We start from the raw sequence: 14355 nt of genomic DNA, 5'->3' as shown, positions 1-14355 counted from the left end.
GTTGCGTTGCGTTGCGTTGCGTTGCGTTGCGTTGCGTTGCGTTGGTGGCTGGCCGGAGGGGTCAGCGATTGTGCATGAAATAGTCTACCAGTTTTTCGTACACTGGTTTTTTAAAGCCAACATTCAGGGCGGGGAGTGTTGCGAGTTCTACCCATTGGAAGGCGTCAAACTCGGGTGGGGTTTGTTGGTTTAGATTTATATCTGCGTCGGTGCCGGTAAAGGCGAGGGTGAACCATTTTTGGGTTTGGCCTCTAAATTTGCCACCCAATGCTTTGCCTATCAGGTTGGGGGGCAGGTCGTAGGCAATCCATTCTGGGTATTCCCCGGTAATATGCAGTTTGTCTGTGCCTATTTCTTCGCGTGCTTCACGCAATACGGCATCGTGTGGGGTTTCTGTACCATCTATGCCGCCTTGGGGGCATTGCCATACGCCCTCAGTTAACGGGCCGCCAACGCCGGGCATATCTGTACGGCGTGCAATAAGCACTTTGCCATCAGCCCGAAAAATGAGCGCCCCGACATTGGGGCGGTAGGGTAGGTTTTGTAAGGTTTCAGGAGTCATGAAGGCGTGTCTTACATGCAGGTAAAAAGAGGCCAGAGAGCGTAGCGCCCGGTACTGGCGCACAAATGGGGGCCAGTTTATTGGCGTTTGCCCGCGTTGGGGTTGGTTAGGTTAACGTGCATAGCCCCATTGGCCGCTGCGTTACCCGCAGGGGCGGTGTTAGCTGTTGGTGGTGCTGCCGGAAGCGGGGCCAGAAGCATACTAACTGGTACTAAGGTAATGCCGACATCTTTTAAATGCGGGATCCAAGCCCGTAAGCAGGCTAAGGCTACGGGGCGTAATGGCCCCATAACGCCAATGGCACGGCCAGTACGGCGGGCAGCCTGCTGGAGTTTGAGCAGTTGAATATCAATATTTACAATATCGGCATCGGTATTGATGTTTACGTCGGCTGTGCCGGTGGCTTCTGTGTTCTGAATGGCTGTGTCGGGGGTCGCGTTAAGGTATAGCAGGCCGCGCTGTGCAATATCTGTTAAAATGGGGGTAAAGGCGGCTGAGTGGGTGTAGTCTTCAGTGCTGGTGCCTGTGGTGGCATTGGTAACACCGACATACCCCGCCAAGCTGGACAGTGCCCATTGATAGTTGGCGGTGTTTTGCTTGGCACTTAGGCTGCTGCTTAAGGCTTTTGGGCCAGCTTGTACCTCTGGGGTGCTATCTGTTTTAGCTGGTGCCTGGCTTGGTTGGACGGGCAGGGCCAGCAGGGTCTCGTGCTTATTGGCGCGCGCTAGTTCCAGCAGTTTTTTCATGTCTGGCGTGTAGGGGGAAAGAGCCAGAGAAATGGGGCTGGGGAGTGCGCTTAGGGCTTCTTCTGTGACTGCGTGAGAGTCACCTACGCCAGTAAGAATAAGAGCGACCTGCGCGCTGCCCGCGGGGACATCAACCACCGGTGCGGCATAAACCTGCCGGGCTACGTGCCCGTGTGTACCGCGCTTGGGCAGGGCATACCCACCGGGGCCAGCGGTGTTTTCCAAAAGGTCGGCTTGTGGGGCGGGAATATCGGTCTTGCCGGCAAGTGTTGTGTCGTAACTTGCGACATCAATATCCTGCCCGCCCATTTTGGGTGGCCCCATAAGCTGTAGGCCAACACCCATAACACCAACGGCAACAACACAGCCGCCCCAAAAGCGCACAAAAAGCCGCCCAGAAGGTGGCATGCGCTGCCAGACAAGAGATGCGGTGTGGGAGACGCTGTTCATGGGTGTTTTCCTATCACAACAGGCTCAAGGTTTTTTGGGCGTGTCCTTTTCCACCGGTTTGGCCGGTGGCAGGGCTGCTGCGGGGTCTTGTGCTGGCAGGCCAGCCATGGAGCGTACGACGCGCAGGCCTTCTTGCAGTTGGAAGTCTGTTTTAGGTTTTGTGTAGTCAAACTGCGGCCAGTTTGCTGGTGGCTCGCTGGGTATGTCTTTGGCAATGGCGGGCAGGTCTGTGCGTGGGGTGGCTTTGGTTTGGTTGCCGCCTTGGTTTTTCAAAATATGCTCAAGGTCGGCTTCGTGCAGGCTAAAGCCGGGGTCTTCTCGGGTTTCTTTAACCGTAATGTCTGGCGTAATGCCCAGCGCTTGAATGGAGCGGCCTGATGGTGTGTAGTAGCGCGCCGTTGTAAGGCGCACAGCCCCATTGCCGGGAATAGGAATGATGGACTGCACCGAGCCTTTACCAAAGGAGCGGGTACCGATCAGGATAGCGCGTTTATGGTCTTGCAATGCGCCAGACACAATTTCAGACGCGGAGGCAGAGCCACCGTTAATCAGCACAACCAAGGGCAGGCCATCGGTAATGTCTGTGCCGTGTGCGTCCCAGCGTTGGCTGTCTTTGGGGTGGCGGGCACGGGTTGAAACAATTTCGCCCGAGCGAATAAAGCTGGAAGAGACTTCAATGGCTTGGTTGAGCAGCCCGCCGGGGTCGCTGCGCAGGTCAAGCACAAGGCCTGCCAATTTACCGCCAGCCTGTTGCTTAAGCTGGTTATAGGCTTTGAGCAGGCCTTTTTCGGTTTCTTCGTTAAACTGGGCAATGCGAATATAGCCAATACGGTCATAGAGGGCAGATTTAATGACCTCGATATGAATGATCTCACGCGTGAGGGTGAGCACTATTGGCTTGGGCGTTTTTTCGCGCACAAGGGTAAGCGTAATTTTGGTGTTGGGCTTGCCGCGCATTTTTTTGACGGCTTCATCAAGCGGGGTGCCATCAACGGGGTGGCCATCTACCGCAATAATGTAGTCACCCGGTTTAATGCCAGCTCTAAAGCCCGGTGTGCCATCAACGGGGGAGACAACACGAATATGCCCGTCTTGCTGTTGCAGTTCCAGACCAAGGCCGCCGAACTCGCCTTTCATCTGCACCATCATGTCTGCGTACTGTTTTTCAGTCATGTAGGAGCTGTGGGGGTCTAGACCGGTGAGCATGCCGTTGAGGGCATTGGTGATCAGGTCTTTGTCAGACACGGGTTCAACGTAGTCTGCGCGTACAAGGTCGAGCACCGTACCAAACAGGGTTAGCAGGCGGTAGGTTTCTGCGTGGTTGGTTGTGGGTGACGCATCTGGCGTTTGGGCCGCCCGCGCAGGGGATGCAAGGAAGCTGGAGCCTGACAATGCGCCAGAGTGGGAGGCAACGGCAAGGCTAACCATAAACGTGGCACCGAGCATCAGGCCTGTGCGAAACTTCATGCGATCTCGTCTCCTGTCGTCGGGCGTGGCCCGGGCGGTCGTATTCTGTAGCAGTCTTTGCAGTACGGCCCAATGTGGGCGTGGCAAACCATGCCAGTTCCGATCCTGCTCAGCATGCGGCGGTGCAGGTTAGCGGGTTCTGGCGTGCAGGAAAACTGTCTGGCGGGTTTATCTTATAAGAAAGGTGCCGGGTTGATGGCTTTTTGCCCTCGGCGGAGCTGAATAAACAGGGTGCCAGATGCCCCCATATGGCCAATGGGTGCGCCTTTTGTCAGGCTTTGGCCGGTTTCAACATCTAAGCCGCCCAACCCAGCCATGATAAAACGGTAATGTTGCCCACAGTTTAAAATGACCATTTGCCCGTAGGTACGAAAGGCACCGGCAAAGTCTACGCGGCCAGAGCAGGGGGTGCGTACGCTGGCAGCGGGTGGCGTGCTGTATGTTAAGCCAGAGGCTGGGCCAGTTTCTGTTTGTGCCCCCCATGTTGAAACCAGCCGGCCTGCAACAGGCCGCACGCCAGAGCTTGGGCCGTTGCCCACCGCTGTATCGTTATCTTGCTGTGTGCTGCTGTGTGTGTTGCCAGCACTGTTGGCTGCACCGTGGGTGCTTAGGCCGGGGCCAGCGGTGTTTTGCAGGGCTGCCATTTTACGGCGTGCGGCCTCTGCGCGTGCGGCGGCCGCGCGGCGTGCGGCTTCATCTCGGGCGGTTTGGTGGGCGCGCTCGGCGGCGGCAATCTCTTTTTGTAACGCGGCCTCTGCATCGGCTTGTAAGCTATCTAGGCGGGCTACGGCATCTTGTAGGCTGGCCGCTTTGCTTGTGGCCTCTTGCAGGCGTTGTGCGGCTGTTTTTGCGGCAAGGTTGGCCTGCCTTTGGGCGTCTTTGGCTTTAAGGGCTTGTTGGCGCACGTTGTCGCGCTGGAGGGCTTGGGTGTGTTGTAGGCTGCCAAGCTGGGTAAGGTGGGTGCTTAATTCTGTGTCTAACGCGCTAAGTTTTTCCTGCCGGGTACGCATTTCTTCGGCTTTGCGCTCAAGTTCTCGGGAAAGCCCTTTTAAAACCAGAAACCCCGTTACGGCCTCACCTTGCGGTACGGGGGCAGCGAGTAGGGTGTCTGAAGGGTAAAGCGAGAGGCGCTCTGCCAAAGGCAGCACAGGCGCTAGGGCTTTGCCGCCTTCTTGCAGGGCGGCACGCAGGCTGGCTTGCTCGCTTCGGATATCTGCAACGCGGGTATCGAGGTCGGAAATTTGTTGTTCTGTGCTTTGGAGCTGCGATGTGGCCGTGACCGTAGCGGCTGAAAGGGCCGTGGCGGTAGCCGCTTTTTGGGCTGCCATAGCCTGTGCGGCCTCGTTTTTAGCACGAGAGGCCTCAACTGCTGCGGCTTGTGCTGCTTTTTGGCGGTTTACGGCGTCTCGTTGGGCTTGGGTGGTTTGCAGGGCGTCTCGTGCATGTTGCACAGATTGCTCGGCTTGCCGCTCTGCTGCGGTTTGAGAGCGGGCTTTACTGCTGTTGTTACTGGCTGGCGTTGTTAGAGTTGGGCTATGCGGTGCCGCGTGGCGGTGTGTAGCCGTATGCTCGGTTGTGTGGGCGTGTGGTGTGCTGCGGGCCGTTTTTTTGTGGTGTTGGGCGGCATGTGCAGTGCCGCCACATAATGCAACCACACTGCTTGCCAGTAAAAAAAATGGCCAGCCCTTTTGCCGTGCGGCGTGCGCAGGGGCCAAGGGGCGTGTAACGGCTAAAGGGCTGGCTTGGGTCATTCAGTCTGTTAACAGGGTTGTGCCGGTCATGTCTGCCGGTTTGCTCAGGCCCATAAGGTCTAACAAGGTTGGCGCCAGATCTGCCAAGCGGCCGTTGCGGAGTTTACGCCCACCAAGGTTAAAGGCCACCAAAGGAACCTCGTTTAAGGTATGGGCGGTGTGGGCAATACCTGTTTGCGGGTCTTTCATAGTTTCGCAGTTGCCGTGGTCTGCTGTGGCCAGAAGCACGCCGTTTTGTTTTTTTAGGGCCTGCACAATGCGGCCTACCCCGGTATCTACTGTTTCAACGGCTTTAATGGCGGCTTTAAGTACGCCGGTATGGCCCACCATGTCTGGGTTGGCAAAGTTGAGCACAATAAGGTCGTAGGTGCCACTTTCAATGGCGGCTACGGCTTTGTCTGTTAGCTCTGGGGCAGACATTTCGGGTTGGAGGTCGTAGGTGGCGACTTTGGGAGAGGGCACCAGAATGCGGTCTTCTCCTTCAAACAACATTTCACGCCCACCGTTAAGGAAGTAGGTGACGTGAGGGTATTTTTCTGTTTCGGCCATGCGGAGTTGTTTCAGGCCTGCGTGTGCCACAACCTCGCCCAGAATGTTTTTAAGCTCTTCTGGTGGGAAAAGAATAGAAATGCGCTCAACCAGTGTATCGCTATAGTGGGTCATGCCCAGCACAGTGGCAAAAGAGACAACACGGTTGCGAGCAAAGCCAGTAAAGTCGGGTTCAACCAAGGCATCTAGCAGTTGGCGGATACGGTCTGCCCGGAAATTAAAGCATAAAATGCCGTCTCCATCGTGCATGCCGGTATAGCCGTCTAGCACGGTGGGCAGAATAAATTCGTCTGAAATATCAGCCGCATAAGCGTCTGTTATCACGGTTTGTGCGGTGGGTGCGCTGGGGCCTTGGGCTATGGTTAAGGCGTTATAGGCTTTTTCTACGCGCTCCCACCGGTTGTCACGATCCATGGCGTAATAGCGGCCAGAAACAGTGGCAATTTTTGCACCAGCGGGCAGGTCTGCCTCAAGTTTTTTCAAAAACTCTGGGGCGGAGCGAGGCGGCGTATCGCGCCCATCTGTAAAGGCATGAAAGGCAACTGGTATGCCTGCCTTTGCCACAATATGGGCCAGCGCCACGGCGTGGTCTTGGTGGGAGTGCACACCACCGGGCGAGACAAGGCCCATAAGGTGGCAGGTGCCGCCGGTTTTTTTAAGCGTTGCCAAAAAGGCTTGCATAATAGGGCTGTTTGCGACCGCACCATTTTGCAGGGCGGTAAAAATGCGCGGTAGCTCCTGCATAACCACGCGCCCGGCCCCAATGTTAAGGTGCCCGACCTCAGAATTACCCATCTGCCCTTCTGGTAGGCCAACATCTTCGCCGCAGGTACGCAAAAAGCTGCGTGGGCCGTTAGCCCACAACGTATCAAACGTTGGGGTGTGGGCCTGCTGTACGGCGTTGTCGGCGTTTTCTTCGCGCCAGCCAAAACCGTCCATAATAACCAGCATGACCGGGCGGCGCGGGGTGGGGGCAGTGGGTGCATTCATTATGATGTGCCTTCTTATGTTTATAGCCCTAACATGCCATTAAACACCGTGCCGCACCAAGCCCGAACCCACAGCAAATATGTTTTGGCCTGTGTGCGTGTGGTGCGTGGGTGCCGCTATAGCTTACGCAACTGTTGCGCTAACGTGGCAACACTCTACCGGGCAGGGGCCAGAGAGGGGGGGGGGCTAACAGCAGTTAGCTAGCCGTACGGGTGCGGTCTTTTTTATGGTGGGCCATAGCCGTGAGCGCTTGGCATAATTGCGCAATAACAGGGCCCCACTGGCGGGGTTCGGTTTGGCGTATAATGCGCAAAGTGGGGTACCATGGGCTGTTTGGGGTGCCGTGTAGCCAGCGCCAGCAGTTATCAAACCGGTCAAGTAAAATAACGGGCCTGCCTAACCCCCCGGCCAGATGCACACAGGATGTATCGACCGACACCAAAACATCGATCGACATAAGCAGGGCTGCTGTATCGTCTAGTGTGTGTAGGTGTGGTGTGGGGTCTAGCAGGGTCATGCCTGCCGGAGGGGGGGCAGAATCGTGCGCGTAGGGGCCTTTTTGCAGGCTAATGAGGTTAAGCCCGGCCAGTTTTGCCAACGGGGCCAAGGTAGCCAGCGGCATAGAGCGTTTACGGTCTGTCATGTGGGGGCCAACGGTATTGGGGCGGGGGGCACCACCCCACACCAACCCAACATTCAGCTTATCGTTTTGCGGTACCAATTTGGCAAACGCCTTAACCTTTCGCGCGCTGGCTTTAAGGTAAGGCACTGCCGCCCCCATACCGTAAGAGGTCGCGCTAAAAACGCGGGGTAGGCTAATAAAAGGGCAGTGCCAGTCAAACTCTGGCACACTGCCACCGACTTGTACAAAGGCGGCCCCTCTAACCCTACGGCATAAAGCCCCCAGCGTTTGGGGCACCCATAAATGGGTAATAGCGCCACGTTGTGCCAATGGTTCTATGTAGCGCAGGTACATAAGGGTATCACCCAAGCCTTCTTCTTGTGTGATGAGAATGCGCTTGCCATGCAAATTGGCTTGGGGGCCGGTGCTGTGGCTGAGTGTTGGCATAAGGGTTGTGGGCGGTAGGCTGGTATGGCCGGGTAGCTGTAGCCGCCATTCATGCTCGCGCCAGCCTTGGGCGTAACGCCCGGCTTTAAGCAGGGCTATTGAGTGGTTAAGCCGAATTTGTGCATGGTCTGGGTAGAGGTGAATGGCTTTGTTGTAAAAAGTAAGAGCCTCTTGCAAGCGGCCAAGGCCTGAGAGAATGCAGCCAATATTAGAAAGGGTGCCTGCGTGGTCTGGGGTGGTGGTGAGGGTGTTGTTAAGAAGCGCTAAGGCTTCATCGCTTTTACCGCGCTCATACAGTGCCATGGCCAGTAGGTTGAGAGACGTACTATTGTCGGGCCGTAAGGTAACAGAGTGGCGCAGGTTTTCTATACCGGCATCGTACTGGCCAAGTTGCAGCAAGATATCACCCAACAGGTCGTAAAGGCGGGCATCTTGCGGGGTTAATTTTAAAGCGGCACGGCAGACTGGTAGCAGGTCATGGCGGCGTTCTTGCGGGATAAGCAGGTCTGCTAGCATATGCAGGGGGTGCTGCTCTGTCGGGGCCTTGCTGGCAAGGGCGCAAAACAGGCTGGCTGCTTCTTTTATGCGGCCTGTGGCAGCTAAGCAGGTGGCGCGTAGTAGGTCTATCTGGTCGGTATTGTTGGGTTGGTAGGGTGTAAGGGCCTGCAATGTGGCACTGTAATGGCCCAGTTTGGCCTCAGCCCATGCGCGACGCAGAAAGGTTTGGTCTGGGCGGGTGGGGGCTTGGGCATGAACAGTCATACCCTATATATAAATTTTACGTCATGATTCGGAAACGTTTTATTGGCCCGTAAAAACAAAAAAGCCCGACATGGCCTTTACGCAGGCTAGTCGGGCTTTTTGAGAATACACAGAGAGCGCTGAAGTGAGGCTTCAGGCGGCTTTCATGACTTCGGTCAGGGAGGTCAGAACATCTGCCGGGTCTTTTTTCTCAAGCACGGCAACTTCTGCCACAAAGCGTTCTTGTGCGGCTTCAAACAGTTTGCGCTCGCTAAAGCTGCCATCAAGGCTATCAACGTTACGGCGCAGGTCGCGCAGCACTTCTGCGATCTGCACCAGATCACCAGAGTTGATTTTTTCTTGGTAGGCTACAGCCCGGCGTGCCCACATGCCTTTGCTGACGTGCGGCTTGCCTTTAATAATGGCCATGGCTTTGTCTACAATTTCGCGTGATACGATTTTGCGGAGGCCAGCCTTACGGGCCTTCATTAACGGGATACGCAGGGTCATCTGGTTGCCGGGGAAGGAAATCTGGATGACTTCCAGCTTGGTGCCAGCAATTTCATCAACACCAATGCGGTCTACGCGGCCAACGCCATGGGCTGCGTAAACAATAGCATCCCCTTCTTGGAAGGGGTCGTCATCTCTGACCTTGGTTTTGGCCTGAGCAGCGGTTGTCGCTGCGGCGGTACGGGCCATTGCGTCGGTTACGCCGCCTTTAGGGGTGGTTCTGAATGTGCTCATAACTAAGGTGTATAGCACAAAAACGCCGGTCTGTCTTGCGTCATGCAAAACAGACCGGTGTGGTTTTTCAAGCGCTTTTTCTTAACTTTGAATGCCGTTTACCACTGTTGTGGGTGGTGGGGTTGGCAGGCCGGTTGCTTGCACCACGTCAATTTCAATCGTGCGGGCCATTGTGGCCATAGGCAGGGCGTGGGGGGTGCTGGCAAAAGGTTCTTGCAGGTCTGCTGCACTTTTGTCGAGCACCAGAAAGAGCATGCCCACCAAAGATGACCCGAGCGGGGTGATCCATTCCAGCGTTTGCACCATAGACAGCGGCAGAACGATACAAAAAATATTCACCAAAGTACGCGGCAGGGCAGAAAACTGCATGGGCAAAGGTGTGTTACGAATACGCTCAAGCCCGCCTTGCGCGTTGGCAAGGTCTGAGAGAATACGGTCAATCTGCCCATGTACCGCGCCATCTATGCCTTTTTTGGCAACTTCTGCGCTTACACCCAGACCAATTTGGTACAAAATAGCGTTGGGCTGGTTGCGCCAGCCAACAATGGCTTTGGCCATTTCTGGCGGTAAAAGGCGGTTTACGTCTTCTGAAACATCAATATTGCCCAAGGCCCCCCGCAGGGCGTGGGGGTAGGCTGCAGTTGCCAGCATAAGGTCTGGCCTGTCGCCGAGTAGAGTGCCAATTTGGCGGCCTAAAGAGCGGCAGTTGTTGGTTGTGGCCCCCCACAGGGTGCGGGCTTCCCACCAGCGGGCATAAGCGCTGTTGCTCCGAAACCCCATGAACAGCGCCAGTGCCGAGCCAATAAGAGAGGTGGGCAGGCTTGGCTGTTCCATCCATTCTTGGTGGAACACCTGAAACAGGATGACCACTGCAAAATCCCACGCGGCCATAAGTAGGATAACGCCTAGAATTTCTTTACCGATAATGCGTAAGCCGACCCGTTGGTCAACGATCATCCAAACAGTCTCCGTTACTATCTTTGTTCTAAATTTCTATACGCGTGGTTCTGTTAACTGCCAGGGTTGCAGAGAGTTGCCCCGTGGTAGGCCTTGGGTAGTGCTGTGGGGCGCAAGGCAAGATGTTACCTCTGTTTTTGCATTCCAACCATGCCTGTGGTGCATATTAGTCTTATTTCTCACGCTTTTTCTATGGGGTAGGCGTGAAAGAAACGTGAAATTGCACGACAAAAGCATAGGCATGCCCCCAGCACTCTGACACTGTATGACCCGGCAAATGACGGAGAGAAACCCAATGGCAGCCCCACCTTTTACCGTGCGTTCTGAGAGTGTGTGCCATGGTGGCCGGGTTGGGTTTTATACACATCAGTCTGCCGCATTGGGGTTAGAGGCCCGTTTTGCGGTGTTTATGCCCCCCAATGCGGCTGCTAACGCCCCGGTGCCAGTGGTGTATGTGCTTGCAGGCCTAACCTGCACAGAAGAAACGTTTTTTATTAAAGCCCATGCCTTGCAAGAGGCAGCCCGCTTAGGGGTAGCCCTTGTGGCCACAGATACATCACCCCGTGGGGCAGGCATTGAGGGGGAAGACACGGACTGGGATTTTGGCACCGGAGCCGGTTTTTACCTTGATGCGACCATAGCGCCTTGGAGCAGCCATTACCGTATGGGCCGCTATATAACGCAAGAGCTCCCGGCGTTAGTAGAGGCCCACTTTGCCCTAGATGGTACACGGCGGGGTATTATGGGCCACTCAATGGGGGGGCATGGTGCGTTGGTGCATGGGTTGCGGGCGCCGCAGGTTTGGAAATCTGTCTCGGCTTTTGCGCCTATTGTGCACCCTACGGCTGTGCCGTGGGGGCAAAAGGCTTTTGCCAACTACCTTGGGCCAGACAAACAGGCGTGGCGTGCTTACGATGCCGTGTGCCTGCTGCAAGATGGATACCGCCACCCCAACCCCATTTTGGTTGACCAAGGCTTGGCAGACCAGTTTTTAGAGCGCGAACTCCAGCCGTGGCATTTGCGTGATGCAGCACACAAGGCCCAGCAACCCCTGACCTTACGAGAACACGCAGGGTACGACCATTCTTACTGGTTTGTGCAAAGTTTTGCCGCAGAGCATATACGCCACCATGCGCGTTTACTGACAGGCGGTGGTGCATAAACTATGTGCACCAAACACGTGCTCTGTGTTGTTTTATGCGGTGTTTAACTGTGCGAAGGGTTGTGCACAAACCCGGCCAGTGCCCCAAGCCACTTACTATATTCTGTAAGCAGTACCCGTAAGGTTACCCGCGTAAGGGGCCGCGTAAGGGCCGGTGGTTTAACGGGGTAGGGGTAAAGCGTTACACCCGGCAGGGTGCGCCCAAGTTCCAGCATGGCGCGGCGCATATGGTAGCCTGCGGTTACAACAGTAAGCGTGTAAATATGGTTGTCTGCCACCCAAGCGGCGGTTTCGGCCGCGTTTTCTATGGTAGAGCGGGCTTGGTAGCCAAGGGTTATACGGTTTTTAAGCTCTGCGGGCATAGGGGGCAAAAGTGCTTTGCTGCCCGTTTGTGGGGCAACGCCAGAGATAAGCAGTTTATCACCTTGGTTTTGGCTTAAAAGCCGCAAAGAGGCTTCTATACGGCCTTGCCCGCCAGTAAGTGCCACAATGCCATCTGTGTGTGGGTGGGGCTGTGCGGGTTGCAAGGCATCGTACACGAACCAGCAAAACCCTAGGCAAAGCAAAAGCCCACATAAAAAGCCGCAACGTAGTAAGATAATAAGTAAGCCTGCTTTTTTGCGTGGGCTAGGCTGCGGGACTTGTGTACGGGGGCTCATGGTAGGCGGCGTAACCACAGGCGTACCATGGTTTGTGTGGTTGCCCAGCCAATGAATGCTGCGGCAAAAGGTAAGGCGATAAGGCTTATAAGCAGGTCTGTTGGCAGCATACTGGGCAGGGTGCGCCAGTCTGGCATGGTAGCCGCTGTGCTTTGGAGCGAAGAAACCGCAAAGGGGGCTGCCATTCTAAAAAGTAGCACGAGCGGGGCTATAGCCAGTATGGTGCCAACAAGGCCGCCGCCTAGGGCAAGAATGCCGGTGCGCCCTGCAAAGCGGCCTGCAATATAACTATCGCTCGCGCCAAGGCCGTGCAGAATTTCAATAATATCGCGCCGGGTGGCAAGGCCCGTGCGGGTGGCTAAGGCGGTTATCATGGTGGCAATGCCGCCAACGGTGGCTAAGGCCAAAGCTGCACAGGCTAACAGGCTGGCGGCTAGGGCACGCAGGCGGCTGCTCCATTCTGCATTATGCTCAACAACCGTGCCGGGTATGCGGGTATTAAGGGTTTGCTCAAGTGTTGGTGGTACTTCTGCCCCTTCTGGCAAACGTACTTCTATAACGGCGGGTAGAGGCAGCGCCGTTTTATTACTCTCACCTAGCCATGGGGTGAGGAGATGCGCGAGTTCCTCTTTGCTCATTTGGTGCGTGTGCGTGCCCTCTGGCAGGTTGGCTAGGTATGCCAACACCGCTTGTGCGCGGGTTTGCGGAGCTTGCTGCGTAGTCGTGGGCGCACCAACCTGTTGCGGGGCGGGTTGGTCTGGCTCTGAGACTTGAATGGTCAGTAACTGTGCGGCACCGCCTGCCCAGCGGGCAGAAAGGGTGCGGGCCCCTGTTGCCCCGGTTAGAGTAAGGGCTGCCAAAAAGCTCATCATAGCGACAAGAATAAACAGGCTTCTGTCTGGCAGGGCTTCGGAAAGAGACAGGCCATCTTTGCGACCAGAAAATGGGAGCGTCATGGTTACTCTCCCTCACGCATAAGGTGGCCACGCTCTAGGTACAGAGAGGGGCGGGGCAAACGGCGAATGAGGGCCTCGTTATGCGTGGCAACAATAACGGTTGTGCCCATGGTGCTGAGTTCGTCAAACAAATCGAGCAGTTTGTGGGCTTGGGGTTCTTCTAATGCGTTTGTGGGTTCATCTGCCAAAATAAGGCCGGGGCGGTGCACAATGGCGCGGGCAATAGCGGTGCGTTGCTGCTCGCCCCCAGACAGGTTGGCGGCGGGCACGTTAAGGCGCTCACCTAAGCCTACCCATTTGAGAATGGCGTAAACTTCGTCTTCAATTTCGCTTTCTGGGCGGTGCTGTAGGCGCAGGGGCAGGGCTACATTATCTGCCACCGAAAGGGCGGGCATAAGGCGATAGTTCTGGTGCACCATGCCGATTCGTTGCCGCAGGCGCATAAGGGTGGCGCGTGGGCTGTTGCCTGTAATGTGCTGGTCGAGAATTTCTAACGTGCCGCGTGCGGGCAGGCTTTCAACGTGCAGCAGGTTAAGCAGGCTGCTTTTGCCCGCGCCAGATGGCCCCAAAAGCCAGCGAAACCCCCCTTGTGGTACGCTAAAGCTCAGGTTGGAGAGCACGGGTTTACTCCGCTTGGGGTCTCTGTACCAAAACACGTTGTGCAAATTTATCATGTGTGCAGCACCGCAGTGGGAGTGGGGGCCAGTAGGGGGGAGGTGTCATGCAACATAAGACAACTCTAGCTGAGAGCTGGCCCGGCTGTCGATAATAAGCCCTATTGGTATGGGTCTATATGTTTATGTTACAAGCACACCTAAACGATCTGGCGTGGGCTGTTTTGTGGTGTGGCCCGTGCATAAGGCTTGAGCCACCACGCGGTTCTGGTTCACAACGGTTTAGCCTGCCACCAAGCAGGCAGGCTGTGGATGTTGAAGAGAGTGCTTGATGAGAATTGTCTGCCCCTCATGTGGTGTTGCCTATCAGGTGCCTGCTGCGTTGCTTGCCAAACGGCAAACACTCAAATGCTCTGCCTGCGGTACGAAATGGCATATCCATGCCCAGCCAGAACACCCAACTCCCGCGCCTGATCTTGCACCGGTCGCGCCAGCAGTGGGCAACGGGGTTGCACCACAACTGGCACAAGAAGCAAAACCTGTTGCGCCGCAAGAATTTGGACGCGAGACGCTACCTGCACCTGCACCTGCACCTGCACCTGCACCTGCAGTGGTGGCTAAGGCAGAACCACACACTGCCTTTGATGAGCCAGAAGAGACCCAGCCTGAACAAGACGTAGCCCTCTCTACCACGCCTTCAACAGCAGAGATCTCTGTATCCCCAGTGGTGGCTGAAGCCGCGCGGCCGGAGGGTGAGGCACACTTAGAACCTGAAGGTGCAGTATTAGAAGAAGCGGCTGAGGCAGAACCACACGCCGCCAGTGAAGAAAAAAGCGAGCATGGCGTAAACCCCGTGCAAAAAGACCTTGCTACCGTTGTGGAAAGCGAACACGCGCCAGAGCCAGAGCCAGAGCCAGAGCCAGAGCCAGAGCCAGAGC

Annotated in this window: 13 protein-coding genes; 2 read left to right on the top strand and 11 right to left on the bottom strand. The window is 55.9% G+C overall.

From position 1 onward, the window contains the following. Nucleotides 1–61: 61 nt before the first annotated feature. The 8 genes from Abor_RS04810 to Abor_RS04775 form a co-directional block, all read right to left on the bottom strand. Nucleotides 62–562 (bottom strand): RNA pyrophosphohydrolase, encoded by a 501-nt coding sequence (locus Abor_RS04810; RefSeq protein WP_048840719.1) that lies wholly within the window; start codon nucleotides 560–562, stop codon nucleotides 62–64. A 77-nt stretch (nucleotides 563–639) separates the two neighbouring features. Continuing rightward, nucleotides 640–1758: a divergent polysaccharide deacetylase family protein gene (locus Abor_RS04805; RefSeq protein WP_048840717.1), complete on the bottom strand. Its 1119-nt coding sequence runs from the start codon at nucleotides 1756–1758 to the stop codon at nucleotides 640–642. Nucleotides 1759–1782: 24 nt separating this feature from the next. Continuing rightward, nucleotides 1783–3225, bottom strand: a complete 1443-nt coding sequence (locus Abor_RS04800) for a S41 family peptidase (protein ID WP_048840716.1) — start codon at nucleotides 3223–3225, stop codon at nucleotides 1783–1785. 173 nt (nucleotides 3226–3398) lie between these two features. Further along, nucleotides 3399–4976 carry a murein hydrolase activator EnvC family protein gene (locus Abor_RS04795; protein WP_048840715.1) on the bottom strand — a complete coding sequence of 526 codons (1578 nt, stop codon included), beginning with the start codon at nucleotides 4974–4976 and terminating at the stop codon, nucleotides 3399–3401. Next, a complete protein-coding gene (gpmI, locus tag Abor_RS04790) occupies nucleotides 4977–6515 on the bottom strand; it encodes a 2,3-bisphosphoglycerate-independent phosphoglycerate mutase (protein ID WP_048840714.1) in 1539 nt (512 codons plus the stop codon). Between the two features lie 196 nt (nucleotides 6516–6711). Next, on the bottom strand, nucleotides 6712–8346 hold the full coding sequence (locus tag Abor_RS04785; RefSeq protein ID WP_048840713.1) for a tetratricopeptide repeat protein: 1635 nt from the start codon (nucleotides 8344–8346) through the stop codon (nucleotides 6712–6714). A gap of 132 nt (nucleotides 8347–8478) precedes the next feature. Next, a complete protein-coding gene (locus tag Abor_RS04780; RefSeq protein ID WP_048840712.1) occupies nucleotides 8479–9069 on the bottom strand; it encodes a CarD family transcriptional regulator in 591 nt (196 codons plus the stop codon). Between the two features lie 81 nt (nucleotides 9070–9150). Next, nucleotides 9151–10026 carry a bestrophin family protein gene (locus tag Abor_RS04775; RefSeq protein ID WP_048840711.1) on the bottom strand — a complete coding sequence of 292 codons (876 nt, stop codon included), beginning with the start codon at nucleotides 10024–10026 and terminating at the stop codon, nucleotides 9151–9153. A gap of 295 nt (nucleotides 10027–10321) precedes the next feature. On the opposite strand from Abor_RS04775, the gene fghA reads away from it, so the two are divergent. Next, nucleotides 10322–11188, top strand: coding sequence for an S-formylglutathione hydrolase (gene fghA / locus Abor_RS04770; protein ID WP_048840710.1), 867 nt, complete (start codon nucleotides 10322–10324; stop codon nucleotides 11186–11188). A gap of 44 nt (nucleotides 11189–11232) precedes the next feature. Here fghA and Abor_RS04765 read toward each other — a convergent pair whose 3' ends face one another. The 3 genes from Abor_RS04765 to Abor_RS04755 are packed head-to-tail and all read right to left on the bottom strand — an operon-like array spanning nucleotide 11233 to nucleotide 13477. Continuing rightward, on the bottom strand, nucleotides 11233–11790 hold the full coding sequence (locus Abor_RS04765; RefSeq protein WP_048840718.1) for a YdcF family protein: 558 nt from the start codon (nucleotides 11788–11790) through the stop codon (nucleotides 11233–11235). A 53-nt stretch (nucleotides 11791–11843) separates the two neighbouring features. Continuing rightward, entirely contained in the window at nucleotides 11844–12803 is a 960-nt protein-coding gene (locus Abor_RS04760) for a cell division protein FtsX (protein WP_048840709.1), read from the bottom strand. 2 nt (nucleotides 12804–12805) lie between these two features. After that, a complete protein-coding gene (locus Abor_RS04755; RefSeq protein WP_048840708.1) occupies nucleotides 12806–13477 on the bottom strand; it encodes a cell division ATP-binding protein FtsE in 672 nt (223 codons plus the stop codon). Nucleotides 13478–13748: 271 nt separating this feature from the next. Here Abor_RS04755 and Abor_RS13100 point away from each other — a divergent pair. Further along, nucleotides 13749–14355, top strand: a 607-nt coding sequence (locus tag Abor_RS13100) for a zinc-ribbon domain-containing protein (protein WP_048840707.1), incomplete at its 3' end; no start/stop codon positions are given.

Origin of the sequence: Acetobacter orientalis (genome assembly GCF_000963965.1) — a bacterium.
Lineage (GTDB): Bacteria > Pseudomonadota > Alphaproteobacteria > Acetobacterales > Acetobacteraceae > Acetobacter > Acetobacter orientalis.
The sequence above is the reverse complement of the archived record's forward strand: the minus strand, read 5'-3'. Positions and strand labels throughout refer to the sequence as shown.

What these genes read in the sequence shown, in the direction of transcription:
- Abor_RS04780 (WP_048840712.1), bottom strand. Translation starts at nt 9,069, where the DNA reads ATGAGCACATTCAGAACCACCCCTAAAGGCGGCGTAACCGACGCAATG.
- Abor_RS04755 (WP_048840708.1), bottom strand. Translation starts at nt 13,477, where the DNA reads ATGATAAATTTGCACAACGTGTTTTGGTACAGAGACCCCAAGCGGAGT.
- Abor_RS04795 (WP_048840715.1), bottom strand. Translation starts at nt 4,976, where the DNA reads ATGACCCAAGCCAGCCCTTTAGCCGTTACACGCCCCTTGGCCCCTGCG.
- gpmI (WP_048840714.1), bottom strand. Translation starts at nt 6,515, where the DNA reads ATGAATGCACCCACTGCCCCCACCCCGCGCCGCCCGGTCATGCTGGTT.
- Abor_RS04775 (WP_048840711.1), bottom strand. Translation starts at nt 10,026, where the DNA reads ATGATCGTTGACCAACGGGTCGGCTTACGCATTATCGGTAAAGAAATT.
- fghA (WP_048840710.1), top strand. Translation starts at nt 10,322, where the DNA reads ATGGCAGCCCCACCTTTTACCGTGCGTTCTGAGAGTGTGTGCCATGGT.
- Abor_RS04785 (WP_048840713.1), bottom strand. Translation starts at nt 8,346, where the DNA reads ATGACTGTTCATGCCCAAGCCCCCACCCGCCCAGACCAAACCTTTCTG.
- Abor_RS04760 (WP_048840709.1), bottom strand. Translation starts at nt 12,803, where the DNA reads ATGACGCTCCCATTTTCTGGTCGCAAAGATGGCCTGTCTCTTTCCGAA.
- Abor_RS04810 (WP_048840719.1), bottom strand. Translation starts at nt 562, where the DNA reads ATGACTCCTGAAACCTTACAAAACCTACCCTACCGCCCCAATGTCGGG.
- Abor_RS04800 (WP_048840716.1), bottom strand. Translation starts at nt 3,225, where the DNA reads ATGAAGTTTCGCACAGGCCTGATGCTCGGTGCCACGTTTATGGTTAGC.
- Abor_RS04805 (WP_048840717.1), bottom strand. Translation starts at nt 1,758, where the DNA reads ATGAACAGCGTCTCCCACACCGCATCTCTTGTCTGGCAGCGCATGCCA.